At 76.0% G+C, this 12,873-nt stretch carries 8 protein-coding genes; 5 read left to right on the top strand and 3 right to left on the bottom strand.

Annotated elements, in window-relative coordinates:
• Positions 1–49 precede the first annotated feature (49 nt).
• Positions 50–1,681: a dolichyl-phosphate-mannose--protein mannosyltransferase gene (locus tag ACRYM2_RS05030; RefSeq protein WP_432520357.1), complete on the bottom strand. Its 1,632-nt coding sequence runs from the start codon at positions 1,679–1,681 to the stop codon at positions 50–52.
• Between the two features lie 192 nt (positions 1,682–1,873).
• On the opposite strand from ACRYM2_RS05030, the gene ACRYM2_RS05025 reads away from it, so the two are divergent.
• Positions 1,874–3,148 carry a polysaccharide pyruvyl transferase family protein gene (locus ACRYM2_RS05025; protein ID WP_432520356.1) on the top strand — a complete coding sequence of 425 codons (1,275 nt, stop codon included), beginning with the start codon at positions 1,874–1,876 and terminating at the stop codon, positions 3,146–3,148.
• The gene (locus tag ACRYM2_RS05020) at positions 3,145–4,698 is read left to right on the top strand and encodes an MOP flippase family protein (RefSeq protein ID WP_432520354.1); all 1,554 of its coding nucleotides are present in this window, start codon (positions 3,145–3,147) and stop codon (positions 4,696–4,698) included. The genes ACRYM2_RS05025 and ACRYM2_RS05020 overlap by 4 nt, the downstream gene beginning before the upstream one ends.
• An 18-nt stretch (positions 4,699–4,716) precedes the next feature.
• On the opposite strand, the gene ACRYM2_RS05015 is transcribed toward ACRYM2_RS05020, so the two are convergent.
• Positions 4,717–6,174, bottom strand: coding sequence for an asparagine synthetase B family protein (locus ACRYM2_RS05015; protein WP_432520353.1), 1,458 nt, complete (start codon positions 6,172–6,174; stop codon positions 4,717–4,719).
• 119 nt (positions 6,175–6,293) lie between these two features.
• Between ACRYM2_RS05015 and rsmI the strand changes: the two genes are divergently transcribed.
• The 3 genes from rsmI (at position 6,294) to ACRYM2_RS05000 (ending at position 11,104) form a co-directional block, all read left to right on the top strand.
• Positions 6,294–7,148, top strand: a complete 855-nt coding sequence (gene rsmI, locus ACRYM2_RS05010; RefSeq protein ID WP_432520352.1) for a 16S rRNA (cytidine(1402)-2'-O)-methyltransferase — start codon at positions 6,294–6,296, stop codon at positions 7,146–7,148.
• Between the two features lie 114 nt (positions 7,149–7,262).
• Entirely contained in the window at positions 7,263–8,348 is a 1,086-nt protein-coding gene (locus ACRYM2_RS05005; RefSeq protein WP_432520350.1) for an acyltransferase family protein, read from the top strand.
• Between the two features lie 23 nt (positions 8,349–8,371).
• Positions 8,372–11,104 carry a glycosyltransferase family 2 protein gene (locus ACRYM2_RS05000; RefSeq protein WP_432520349.1) on the top strand — a complete coding sequence of 911 codons (2,733 nt, stop codon included), beginning with the start codon at positions 8,372–8,374 and terminating at the stop codon, positions 11,102–11,104.
• Between the two features lie 38 nt (positions 11,105–11,142).
• On the opposite strand, the gene ACRYM2_RS04995 is transcribed toward ACRYM2_RS05000, so the two are convergent.
• Entirely contained in the window at positions 11,143–12,696 is a 1,554-nt protein-coding gene (locus ACRYM2_RS04995; RefSeq protein ID WP_432520348.1) for an NPCBM/NEW2 domain-containing protein, read from the bottom strand.
• Positions 12,697–12,873: the final 177 nt, after the last annotated feature.

The raw sequence follows: 12,873 nt of genomic DNA, 5'->3' as shown, positions 1-12,873 counted from the left end.
CACGCCGCGGGTGGCGGCAGCCACGACCGCCGGCTGCCGGGGGCGGGGCCTAGACCCAGCTGGGCAGCCACATCCGGCGCTGCCAGCTCTCGTACGGGATCACCTGGGCGGTGTAGACCGGCCAGAAGAAGGCGAAGCAGGCCACGCACGCCACGACGACCGCGCCGGCGACCAGGGCCCCCCATCGCCGGCGCCGCACGGCGGCCTCGAGGCGGACCCCGCCGCGCAGGGCGGCCGCCCGGGGGTCCGGGCCCAGCACGAGCCCCAGCACGTGGACGAGCGCCAGCACCACGAAGGGGGTGAGCACGACGGCGTAGAAGGTGAAGATCGTGCGGTGCTGGTACTGGAACCAGGGCAGGTAGGTGGCCGCGTACCCCGCCAGCACCGCACCGGCCCGCCAGTCGCGCACGAGCGCCCAGCGGGCGACGACGACCAGCAGCGCCAGCGCGGCCGCCCACCACAGCACCGGGGTGCCCAGCGAGGTGATCGCCTTGGCGCAGTCGGTGACGTCGCAGCCCTCCTGCCCCAGCGTCCTGGACTCGTAGAAGAAGGACGTCGGGCGGCCCTGCACGAGCCAGGACCACGGGTTGGCCGAGTACGGGTGGGGGCTGTCGAGGCCGACGTGGAAGGCGTAGGCCTGCTGGTGGTAGTGCCACAGGCTGCGCAGCGCGTCCGGCACGAGGCGACCGGCGCCGGTGGCGGGGTGCTCGGCGCCCCAGGAGCGGTCCCAGCCCGCGTCGGAGGCGAACCAGCCCGCCCAGGTGCCGACGTAGACCACCAGGGCGGTCGGCACGAGCAGAACGAAGGCGGGCAGGCCGTCGCGCCAGGCCGCGGCGGGCAGCCAGGCCCGCACGCCGACCGCGCGCCGGGCACCGGCGTCCCACAGCACCGTCAGCAGCCCGAAGACCGCCAGCACGTACAGGCCCGACCACTTCACCCCGCACGCCAGGCCGAGGCTGACCCCGGCCGCCAGCCGCCAGCCGCGGAAGCCCAGCCGGGGCCCCAGCCCGCTCACCGGGCCGGCGGCCACCGCCCGGGCCAGCCGCTCGCGCGCCCGGTCGCGGTCGACGAGCAGGCAGGCGAAGGCCACCAGCACCCAGAACATGAGGAAGACGTCCAGCAGGCTGGTGCGGCTCTCCACGAAGTGCTGGCCCTCCACCGAGAGCAGGACCGCGGCGGTGACCCCCAGCAGCGTCGAGCGGAACATGCGGCGCGCGACGCGGCCGATGAGCAGGATCGACAGGGTCCCGACGACGGCGGCGGAGAAGCGCCAGCCGAAGGAGGAGTCGACCCCGAAGATCCACTGGCCGACGGCGATCATCCACTTGCCCACCGGGGGGTGGACGACGAAGTCGCCGGCGGTGTCGAAGACGTCGGGGGTGCCGGCGGTGAACAGGGCGTCCGGGGTGCTGCCCAGCGCGGGGTCGTTGCGCAGCTCGACGCCGTGCTGCAGCAGCGACCACGCCTGCTTGACGTAGTACGTCTCGTCGAAGACGAGCTGGTGGGGGCGGCCGAGCTGGAAGAAGCGCAGGAAGCCGCCGATCGCGGTGACGAGCAGCAGGGGGAGCCAGCTGCGCTTCCAGGACTCCCCGTCGATCTCCGAGGGCCCGCCCAGCAGCCGCTCGCGCAGGTCCTGGGCCGGTGGGGACGGGGTGCGGAGGGCGGTGCTCACCCTCGGCATCGTAGGTGCGGCCCCCGGCGCCCGGCCGGTGCGCGCTGGGAGGCGACCTCGCTGGTTGCCGCCGAGCGTGCACGTGCGGTTACATGACTGCGCCGACCAGGGGTGACAATGCCGTCCGTCCGGTCCATCAGGTCGGCCCGGAGCCGCACCTGGTGACGGGGTCAGTCAACGGACGGAAGGCAGTCGCTTCGGATGCACGTGCACATCCTCGGCCTCGTCTCGCTCAACGGCGGCGATGCAGCCATCCTGATCGCCCAGCGCCGCGTGCTCCAGCGGCAGTGGCCCGGTGCACGGGTCTCGGTGTCCGACACCCACCCCGAGGCGGCGGCCACCTACCTGCCGGACATCCCGTTCGTCCCCTTCCTGCTGCCTGCGCTGGCGCCCGGCCGCCGGTTGCCGGCGCGTGCGCGGGCCGTCCTCCACCGGGCCCGCTGCGCGCGGGTCAAGGTGGCGGCCTCGCTCGTGGGGCGCGGGCTGTCCGCGCCCGCGCGGGCCGTGCTGCCCTCGTCCGTGGCGCGCCCCTTCCAGGAGATGGTCCGGGCGGACGTCATCGCCTACACCGGGGGCACGACGCTCACGGACAACTACAACCTGGCCGACAAGGTCTTCGACCTCGACGTGGCGCGCCGGCTGCGCAAGCCGCTCGTCTTCCTCCCGCAGTCGGCGGGTCCCTTCCGCAAGCCGGAGAACCGGGAGGGCCTGCGCCCGGTCCTCGCCGCCGCCGACCTGGTGCTGCTGCGCGACGAGCGCTCCCTGCAGCACGTCGTCGAGATCGGCGCCGACCCCGCCCGCTGCCGCGTCGTCCCCGACGTCGTCTTCGCCCTGGCCCGCCCGGAGCTGGCCGACGCCGAGCGCGTCGAGGGCGCCGGGCCGCCGCGGCTGGCCGTCAGCGTGCGGGAGTGGGCCCACTTCCGCGACAAGGACAAGCAGCGCGGCATGGCCGACTACGCCGACTCGCTGCGCGCGGCCGTGACGAGCGCGGTGCGCGAGCGCGGGGCCGAGGTGACCTTCGTCTCGACCTGTCAGGGCCGGCCGGAGTACGTGCGCGACGACTCGGAGTTCGCCCTGCGGGTGGCCGAGGGGCTGCCCGAGGACGTCCGCGAGCACGTCGTCGTCGACCGCGCCGCCCACCACCCCGAGGAGCTCATCGACGTCCTGGCCGGCTTCGACGCGATGCTGTCCACCCGCCTGCACGGCGCCATCAGCGCCGTGTGCACCGGGGTCCCGACGCTGACGATCGCCTACGAGTACAAGACGACCGAGGTGTGGGGGCAGCTGGGCCTGCCGGAGTGGACCGTCGACATCGACGACGTCACGCCGCAGGTGCTGAGCCAGCGCGTCCTCGCGCTGCTCGACGACGCCCCGCGGGTGCGCAAGCAGGTGGCCGCCGCGGTGCCGGCGATGGCGGCGGGCGCCGAGGAGGTCGGCGCCCTCGTGGCGGGTGTCCTGCAGCGGAGGTCCGCGTGACGCACGGCGTGGAACCCGCGGCGGGCGAGCGGACGACGGGCGAGCAGGTCGCCGCCGCCGACGAGCGCACCGCGGCGGCCGCGGCGGCCGCGACGGTGGACACCTCCGGCTCCATGAAGGGCGCGGTCGTCTCCGGCGCCAAGTGGGCGGGGATGAGCAAGCTCGGCACCCAGGGCCTGCAGTTCCTGGCCGGTCTGGTGCTGGCCAGGTTGCTGGCGCCGGCGGACTTCGGCCTGCTGGCCAGCATCTACGTCGTCACGGGCTTCGCCACGCTGTTCTTCGAGATGGGGCTCGGGGCCGCCCTGGTGCACCAGCGCTCGCCCAGCGAGCGGGACCTGTCGACGGTCTTCTGGATCAACGCCCTCAGCGGTGTCCTCTACGCCGGTCTCATGTGGGCGATCTCCCCGCTGGTCGCGGAGTTCTTCGACGCCCCGCGGATGACGAGCCTCATGCCCTTCGTCGCCCTGACCTTCACGCTGGCCCTGGGGGTGGTGCACTACTCGCTGCTGCAGCGGCAGCTGAGGTTCCGTGCGCTGGCGGCGGTCGACCTGTCGACGGCCCTCGCCGGCCACGTCACGACCGTGGTCGCGGCGCTGCTGGGGGCGGGGACCTTCGCGCTCGTCGCCGGCCCGCTGGTGACGACCTCGCTCACCTCGATCGTGCTGTTCTGCGTGGTCCGCTGGCGTCCCCGCCACTTCATCGACCGCAGGAGCCTGCGGGAGCTCTGGCGCTTCTCCGGGGGCATGCTCGGGTTCAACGTCGTGAACTACTGGGGCCGCAACGCGGACAACCTCATCATCGGCCGGTTCCTGGGGGCCGCCCCGCTCGGCCTGTACGGGCGCGCGTACAACCTCATGCTGCTGCCGGTCACGCAGATCACCGGCACGCTGGGACGGGTGATGTTCCCCGCCCTGGCCGCGGTGCGCGACGACCACCCGCGGGTGCGCTCGATGTACCTGCGGTCGCTGGGGACGATCAACTTCGTCACGATCCCCGTCCTCGTCGGGCTCGCCGCCACCGCGGAGGGCCTCGTCCCGCTGCTGTGGGGCGAGCAGTGGACCGCCGTCGTCCCGGTCCTGCAGGTGCTGTGCATCGCGGGCGTGCCGCAGTGCGTCAGCACGAGCGTCGGCTGGCTCTACCAGTCCCAGGGGCGCACCACGACGATGTTCGTCATGGGGGTGATCGGGTCCGTCGTCGGCGTGGTCGCCATGGTGGCCGGTCTGCACTGGGGCATCGTGGGCGTCGCCTGGGGCGTTCTCGCCAAGTCCTGGGTCATGGCGCCGGTCGCCCTGCACGTCTCCGGCCGGGTCGTGGGGCTGCGGGTCGGCACCACCCTGCGCGGGGCCGCGCCGACGCTGCTGACCGCCGCGGTGATGGGCGCCCTGGTGTGGGCCCTGCCGCACGCGCTCGGCTGGGACCCGGCGTCGCCGGCGGTGGTCGCCGTCCAGGTGGTGCTCGGCGTGGTGCTGTACCTGGCGGGCTCGCTGCTGCTGCAGCGCGCCCGGCTGCTGGAGACCGTCCGGCTCGTCAGGCGCCGCCAGAGCTCCTGACGAACCGGGCGGGCCCGGTCAGCGCCGCAGCAGGCGCGCGGCGCGGGTGCCCAGCGCCAGCCGCTCGCGCGCGGCGGCGATCCCGGTGCGCGCCGCGTCCGGCCAGCCGCGCGGTCCCGGCGCCCGCTCGTAGGGCAGCTCCGCCAGCTCCGGCCAGTTGATCCGGACGGCCGGCGGGTTCGGCCGCTGCTCGATGCGCAGCGCCGGGGGCAGCCGGAGCATCGCGGTGAAGACGGAGCGCTGGTCGACGGGCATCGTGCTCAGCGCGAACGGCGCCGCCCCGTACAGCTGCGGGCTGGCCCAGCAGCCCACGCGCAGCTCCAGGTAGGCCAGGTCCAGCAGCTCGTGGACGTCCTGGTGGGGGACCCCCGCCCGCCAGGCCGCCAGCGCCTCGACGTGCGCCGGGTCGTGGGGCAGGCGGATCAGCTGCAGCAGCTCCTCGGCGGTCGGCTCCGGGGGGATGGTCGCGGCCTTCCAGTACGCCCCGCGCCCGACCTCGCCGGCGAAGCCGGTCAGCCACGCGTGGTCCAGCGGCAGGGCGCGGGCCGCCAGGTCGAAGTCGCCGGCCTTGCCCTCGTTGGCGTCGTAGCCGACGCGTTCGAGGTAGGAGCGGGCGGCGGCCTCGTCCACCTCGTGCAGCGGCAGCACCTGCAGGCGCAGGCCGAAGCGCCGGGCCACCTCGCGGGCGTAGGCCAGGTCGGCCCTGCGCTCGTCCTCGTAGGCGAAGACGGCGAAGGTGCAGCGGTCCAGCACCCGGCGGGCCGCGGCCATGAGCATCCGGCTGTCGCGGCCGGCGGTCAGCGGCAGCACGAGCCGGTGGCGGGCGGCCAGGGCCTCCACGTGCTCGCGCAGACCCCCGGCGATCGCCTCCTGGCACGCCTGCAGCCCCGCCGCGTCGGCCGGGTCCACCCGCTGCACCGGTGCCGGCGGCCAGTGCCGCACCGCCTCCCAGGTGCCGAGGTCCAGGCGGTGGTTGGGCAGCAGGCGCCGCGCCTTGGGGTCGCTGGTGAGCCCGGCGGGGTGGTACTGGCCGGGGCCGAGCACGCGCTGCGCGTAGCGGTCCTCGCGCGCGGCGTCGCCGAAGGACAGCACGGTCGTGGTGGAGGCCAGCGCCTGCTCCTGCTCGGAGTAGACGGCGGCCAGCGAGCCGGCGGGGTCCAGGTGGACGCGGGGCCGGTCCCCGAGCAGCAGGCACGCCCACCGGCCGGAGAAGCGGTACAGCCGCTCCTCGACGTCCCCGCCGGGCGCCTCGACGGCCTCCAGCGGCAGCTCCGCGCGCTCGTGCAGCAGCTCACCGCCCGGCCCGACGACCCAGCCCAGCAGCCAGCCCGCGAGCCCGCCGTCCCCGTCCCGCAGCGGGGTCACCGGCAGCGTCGGGCTGGTGGCCAGGACCCAGGGGCCGCTGGTCCGCTCCGCCCAGCCGGAGGGGTGCGGGCGCGAACCCCGCGAGAGCACGAACTGGTCGTAGAGCTCCACGAGCCGGACGTTAACAGCGTGTTACACGGCGTGTCTGCCCCCCTGCGGCGGGGTCGTCGCCGCCGGCCGCGCCCCGGCGCGGGCGACGCACCGGCGCCGCTGGGGCATCATCGGGACCCGTGACCGCCTCGGAGGACGCGTCCGGCGTCCTGCTCATCGCCGCGACCCCCATCGGCAACCCCGGTGACGCCTCCGCCCGGCTCGTCGAGGCGCTGGGCAGCGCCGACCTCGTGGCGGCCGAGGACACCCGCAGGCTGCACCGGCTGTGCCAGGCCCTCGGCGTGACGCCCCGCGGCCGGGTGGTCAGCTGCTACGAGCACAACGAGGAGGCGCGGGCCGCCGAGGTCGTCGAGGCGGTCGCGGCCGGGCGCACGGTCGTGCTCGTCTCCGACGCCGGCATGCCGTCGGTGTCGGACCCGGGCTACCGGCTGGTGCGCGCGTGCGTGGCCGCGGGCCTGCGCGTCACGGTGCTGCCGGGCCCCTCGGCGGTGCTCAGCGCGCTGGCGCTGTCCGGGCTGCCCACCGACCGCTTCGCCTTCGAGGGCTTCCCGCCGCGCAAGCCCGGCGAGCGCGCCCGCGCCTTCGCCGCGCTGGCCGCCGAGCCGCGGACGACGGTCTTCTTCGAGTCCCCGCACCGGACGGCGGCGACGCTGGCCGCGATGCGCGACGCCCTGGGGGCGCAGCGCCCCGCGGCCGTGTGCCGGGAGCTGACCAAGACCTACGAGGAGGTCGTGCGGGGCCCGCTGGCGGAGCTGGTGGCCTGGGCCGAGCAGGGCGAGGTGCGGGGGGAGGTCTGCATCGTCGTCGGCGGCGCCCCGCCCGCGCCGGCCGCGGACCTGGACCGGCTGGTGACCGAGGCCCACGAGCAGGTGGCGGCCGGTGGCCGGCTCAAGGAGGTCGCCGGCGCGATCGCCCTGCGCGAGGGGATCAGCAGGAAGCTGCTCTACGACGCGGTCCTCGCCAGCCGCGGCTGAACGCTGCCGGACGCGGTGCAGCGCCCTGGTCACCCGCCGTGATCTTCGTGTACGGTCCCGGCGGAGCGGCGACGGGGCCCGAACGCAGTTCGTGGCGACCGGTGGGAGGCGTCCGTGGCAGCCGTGGAACCGGTGCGCGAGTTCGCGCGCCGTCTCGCGTCCCCACCGGGACGGGACCCCTCCGTCGACACCCTGCGCGGTCTGGCCTGCCTGCTCGTGGTGCTCTACCACGTGCGCGGTGGTGGGCCCACCGACGGGCTGCGCCTGGACCGCGGCAACCCCTGGTCCTACCTGGTCGACTCCCTCGTCTACCTGCGGATGCCGCTGTTCAGCTTCCTGTCCGGCTACGTCTACGCGCTGCGGCCGCTGCGCGAGCGCTGGCCGCGCTTCGCGCAGGGCAAGGCCCGCCGCCTGCTCGTGCCGATGCTCGTCGTCGGCACCGCGTTCGCCCTCGTGCGCCGGGCGGCCGGGGTGGCCGACGGTGGCGAGCAGACCCCCTGGTACCTCTGGCACGTCGTCCCGGTCGCCCACTTCTGGTTCCTCGAGGCGGTCTTCTGGGTCTTCCTGCTCGTCGGCCTCGCCGACCGCTTCCGCCTGCTGGAGCGGTGGACAGCGGTGGTGCCGCTCATCGGGCTGGCGGTCCTCGCCGACGCGTTCGTGCCGTCCCCGACGAACGTGCTGGCGCTGCGCGACGCCCTCTTCCTGCTGCCGTTCTTCCTCTCCGGCGTCGCGGCCCACCGCTTCGGCTGGCGCACGGCCCCGCGCCCGGCCCGGGCCGCCGTCGTCGCCGCGGCCCTCCTGCTGGCGCTGTGGTCCCAGCTCGGCCTGCAGGGCGTGGTCGCCCGCGTCCCCGAGCGCCACGACGCCGTGGCCGCGCTGCTCGGCGTCACCGCCTGCCTGAGCCTGCTGCTGGTGCGCCGCAGCTGGCGCCCCCTGGCCGTGCTCGGCGGCTTCTCCTTCACGGTCTACACCTGCCACGTCTTCGGCACCTCGGCCGCGCGCCTGGTCCTGGAGCGGGTCGGCGCGTCGTCGGTGACGCTCAACGTGCTCGTGGGTCTGCTGGCGGGGATCGCGGCCGGCGTCCTCGTCGAGCTGGTGGCCCGCCGCTCGGCCTGGGCGCGCGCGCTCGTGCTGGGCGGGCGCTGGCCGCGCCGCGGAGCGGGGGGCGCGCCGCGCCCGGCGTCCTCACCGGCGAGCTGAACGGCGTCCGCCACCATCGAGGCGTGAGCCCCACCCCCCGCGCCGCCCGCCTGGCGCGCACCGCCCTGCAGCAGGGCGTCGCCGCGGTCCGCCGCCCGCAGGGCCTGGACCGCTACCGCCCGCCCGGCACCCGCCGCCGCTACCGCGCCCTGGCCGTGGCCGACGTGGACCTCGACGCCGCCACCGCGCGGCTGCGCACGCCCTCGACACCCCCGCAGCACGAGCCCGAGGGGGTGCACGCCCTCGTCTGGTTCCACGGCGTGCCGGTCGGCGACCTCACCGTCCCGGGCCCGCCGGCCGTGGTGCTCGGCGCCCTGCCCGCCCGCGCGGCCCGCGAGTTCGAGCGGCAGGTCCTGGAGCACCTGCTGCTGGACGCCCTGCTCGTGCCCGGCGGGTTGCGGGCGGCGCTCGCGAACGGCCTGGAGCACGTGCCGCACCCGGCGCCCCCGGCGGACCTCCCGACGCTGACCGTGGCCGTCTGCACCCGCGACCGCCCCGAGGACCTGCGCCGCTGCCTGGCCTCGATCGCCCGCCTGCAGGGCCCGGTGGCCGAGGTCCTCGTCGTCGACAACGCCTCCCGCGACGAGCGGACGCGGCTGGTCGCCGAGGAGTTCGGCGCCCGGTACGTGCGCGAACCGCGCGCCGGGCTGGACTGGGCCCGCAACCGCGCGCTGCTGGAGGCCCGCACGGAGGTCGTGGCCTTCGCCGACGACGACGTCCTCGTGCACCCGCGCTGGGCCGCCGAGCTGGCCCGCGCCTTCGCCGAGGAGCCCGACGCCGTCGTCGTCACCGGCCTCGTCGCCCCGGCGGAGTTCAGCACCCCCGCGCAGGTCCTCTTCGAGGCCGTGGGCGGGTTCGGCCGCGGGTACCGCCGGCGGTGGTTCTCCGCGGCGGTCGACAGCGGGGAGGTGGCCGCCCGCCGCCACCCCGGCACGGGCGGGGCCGGCACCGGGGCCAGCACGGCGCTGCGGCGCGAGCGGGCCCTGGCCCTCGGCGGTTTCGACACCGCCCTCGACGTGGGCACGCCCACCGGCGGTGGCGGCGACCTGGAGATGTACTTCCGCGTGCTGGCCGCCGGCGGCCTCGTCGTCTACGAACCCGCCGCCGTGGTCCTGCACCGCCACCGCACCGGCATGGACCAGCTCGCCCGGCAGCTGCGGGGCAACGGCACCGGCGCCTACAGCATCTTCGCGGGGGCGTCGGGCAACTACGGCGGCGTCCAGGCCGCCGAGCTCGGGGCGTTCGCGGCCCGCTGGTTCGTGCGCCAGCACGCGCGCGCCCACCTGCGCAGCCTGGTGTGGCCGCAGCTGTACCCGCCGGAGCTCACCCGCGCCGACACCCGCGGCGCGGTGGACGCCGTCGTCGGCCGCTACTACCGGGCCGCCCGGCGGCAGGCCGCCGCCGAGGCCGCCCGCCACCCCGGGGAACCGCCCGCGCCCGCGCTGGTCCACCGCCCCGCGGGGCGCCGCCGCCCGCGCCGGGCCGACCCGGTCGTGCGGGTGGACCTGCTGGGCGCCGGGCCGCTCGCCGCGCAGCTGCCGGCCGGCCCGCCCTCGCCGGGGCAGCGCCGGCTGCGGGTGCTCGTCGAGCGGGCGGGCGCACCGCAGGCGGCGTTCGCCGTCGCCGCCGACGGTTCCCGCGTCGGCGCCGCCCGGCTGGCCCGCGAGCTCGTCGACCGGCTGGGACCGGCGCTGCTGCGCCCCGGCACCTCCTGGCACGACCTGGCCGCGGCCCGGACCGGGGGAGCGCGCCCGCTGGCGGCGGCGCTGCGGGCCGCGCTGGCCGCCGATCCCGAGCGGCTGCCCGCCGACGTGCCGGTGAGCGTGCTCATGGCCACCCGCGACCGCCCGCAGGAGCTGCGGCGCAGCCTGCAGGCGCTGCTGGCGAGCACCGGGCGCCCGCTGCAGGTCGTCGTCGTGGACAACTCGCCCGACCCCTCGGCGACCAGGGCGGTGACGGCGGGACTGCCGGGCGTCCAGGTCGTCCACGAGCCGTGGCCGGGGCTGTCCCCGGCGCGCAACGCGGGCCTGCCGCACCTGCGCGGCGACGTCGTCGTCCTCGTCGACGACGACGTGGAGACCACCGCCGGCTGGCTGGAGGAGCTGCTGGCGCCCTTCGCCGACCCCGCCGTGGGGGCGGTGACCGGCAACGTCGTCCCCGCCAACCTCGAGCTGCTCGACCCGCAGGTCTTCGAGGACTACGGCGGGCTCGGCCGGGGCCCGCACCGCTGGACCTACGACCGCTCCTGGCTGGTGGGCTCGCGCGGGCCGGCGCGCACCTGGGAGATCGGCGCCACGGCCAACGCGGCGGTGCGCCGCGACGTGCTCGCCGGTCTCGGCCCCTTCGACGAGACCCTCGGGCCGGGCCGGCCCTCGGGGGTGGGGGAGGACACCGAGTACTTCTACCGGGTGCTGCGCTCGGGCTGGACGATCGTCTACCAGCCCACCGCGGTCGTGCGCCACCACCACCGCGCGGACCGGGCGGGGCTGCGCCGGCAGGTGCGGGCCTACTCCAGCGGCCACGTCGCCTACCACCTGCAGGTCGCCGCCCGCCACGGCGACGTCCGCGGTCTGGGCCGGGTCGCGGTGGGGGTGCCGCGGCACCTGGCGCGCCGGGCGGTGGAGGTGGCCCGCGGCCGCGACGACTACCCGGCCGACGTGCTGGCCACCGAGGTCCGCGGCTTCCTGGACGGGCCGGCGGCGTGGTGGCGTGCGCGGCGCAGCGCGCAGCAGGCGGGCCGCCCGGTCCCGGACTGACGTCCGGGACCGGGCGACCCGCCTGCCGCTCACCGGGGTCAGGAGGAGAAGCCGGCGTCCGCCCAGTCGGCGTGGTCACCGGCGGTGCCGTTGCCGCCGTCGGTGACCACGAGGCGGATCTCGGTCCTGCCGCGCACGTCGGCGACGAGGGTCTTCGCCGCCTGGCCGCCGCGCACCACGCCGCTGTCGGCCAGCTTGGTGCCGCCGGCCCACACCTGGAACTGCACGGCGCCGCTCGCGCCGACCTCGGAGTCGATGCCGACCTTCGCGGAGAACGTGCGCGCGGTGCCCACGGGGACGACGATCTCGGACGGCGCGTGCACGCCGAAGCCCTTGGCGTAGCTGACGCCGGCGATCTTCAGGACCCGCCCGTCACCGGCCTTGATCTCGCCGTTGCTGCGGTCCTTCTCGACCGGGCCCCAGCCGTTGCGCAGCGCCCGGTACTGCGTGTCCGAGGCGTACCTGGTGATCGGGCCGACCGGCGTCGTCGGCACGGCCACCACCTCGCCGCCCGCGGTGGAGCCGGGGACCGGCTTGCCGTGGTCCTTGGGCAGGGCCTGCAGCTTGCCCCACGGGAAGTTCTTCATCACCGAGTAGCTGGGGGTGCTGCCCAGCAGGGCCTTCCACGGGTCGACGCCGGTTGCGGCGATCGCGGCGGCGGGGCTCTCGGCGACGACGGCGGTGCAGCCGGCCTTGTCGGTGACGATGAAGCCGTACTTCTGCGCGGCCTTGGCGACCATCTTGGCGACCGGGTGCATGTTCAGCGCGTTCACGTCGATGCTGGGGTCCAGTCGCAGCCGGGTGCCCTCGGGGACGCGGTTGGCGGAGGTGTCGAAGCCGTCGCTGCGCTGGGCGGGGTAGCTGAACTCCTTCCACGTCCCGGGCGCCGGCAGGTGCAGGGCCAGGGCGTGGTCGATGACACCGGACTGCACGTCCTTGATGCCGATGGTGCCGCCGGCCAGGGCCAGGCCGCTGGCGCTGGCGCCGAAGCCGTCGTGGAAGAAGCCCTCGCTGTGCGAGACGCCGTCGATGCGCCCGCCCCAGCAGGCGCTCCAGACGCCGTCGACCTTCTTGGTGACCCAGAACTCCCACAGCTGGTCGGTGGAGGGGGAGTAGACGGTCAGCTGGCTGTCGGTGCCCTTGGCGGGCACGGCGTCGGCGGGGATCGGGACCTGGGTGAACTGCCCGCCCGGGCCGATCAGGCCCGCCGGGGTCCAGGACTTGCCCTGGCAGTTGTTCCACTTCACGTCCACCTTCGGCGTGCTCGCCGAGACGGTGTAGACGCTGGTGCTGTACTGGTAGGCGTTGAAGGCCGCGACCCCGCCGTACTGGGCGGCGGTCTGGTCGGCCACCGTCTTGACCATGCCCGCGGAGTTGGCGTGCTTGGGAGCCTTGCTGACGTCGAGCTTCCACGCGGTCCCCGCGCTGAAGACGCCCCCGGCGGGCATCGTGCGCGAGATCACCGAGTCGGCGTTCGCGGCTGTAACGGTGGCGGCCGGTGCGGCGATGGCCTGGGCGGAGGCACCCGCGGTCAGGGCGACGAGGGCGGATGCGGTGGCGGCGAGGGTGGCGGACAGGCGACGGCGGAGCATGGGGGGTCCTCCGGGTGACGAGGCGGTTCGTGGCGTTGGTGGACCCATCGGGTCGCCCCGGCCCCTTCCTTCAGCGCGCCCGCGCCCAATCACCCGTGTGCGGTGCCCCCGCTTCTAGACATCACGCTGAGTAGCTGACCCGCGCAGCAGGGCCCCGCACCGCCGAGGCGGTGCGGG

Origin of the sequence: Kineococcus aridisoli (assembly GCF_050871885.1) — a bacterium.
Taxonomy (GTDB): domain Bacteria; phylum Actinomycetota; class Actinomycetes; order Actinomycetales; family Kineococcaceae; genus Kineococcus.
This window is presented reverse-complemented; position numbering and strand designations above follow the sequence as displayed.

What these genes read in the sequence shown, in the direction of transcription:
- ACRYM2_RS05025 (WP_432520356.1), top strand. Translation starts at nt 1,874, where the DNA reads ATGCACGTGCACATCCTCGGCCTCGTCTCGCTCAACGGCGGCGATGCA.
- ACRYM2_RS05030 (WP_432520357.1), bottom strand. Translation starts at nt 1,681, where the DNA reads ATGCCGAGGGTGAGCACCGCCCTCCGCACCCCGTCCCCACCGGCCCAG.
- ACRYM2_RS04995 (WP_432520348.1), bottom strand. Translation starts at nt 12,696, where the DNA reads ATGCTCCGCCGTCGCCTGTCCGCCACCCTCGCCGCCACCGCATCCGCC.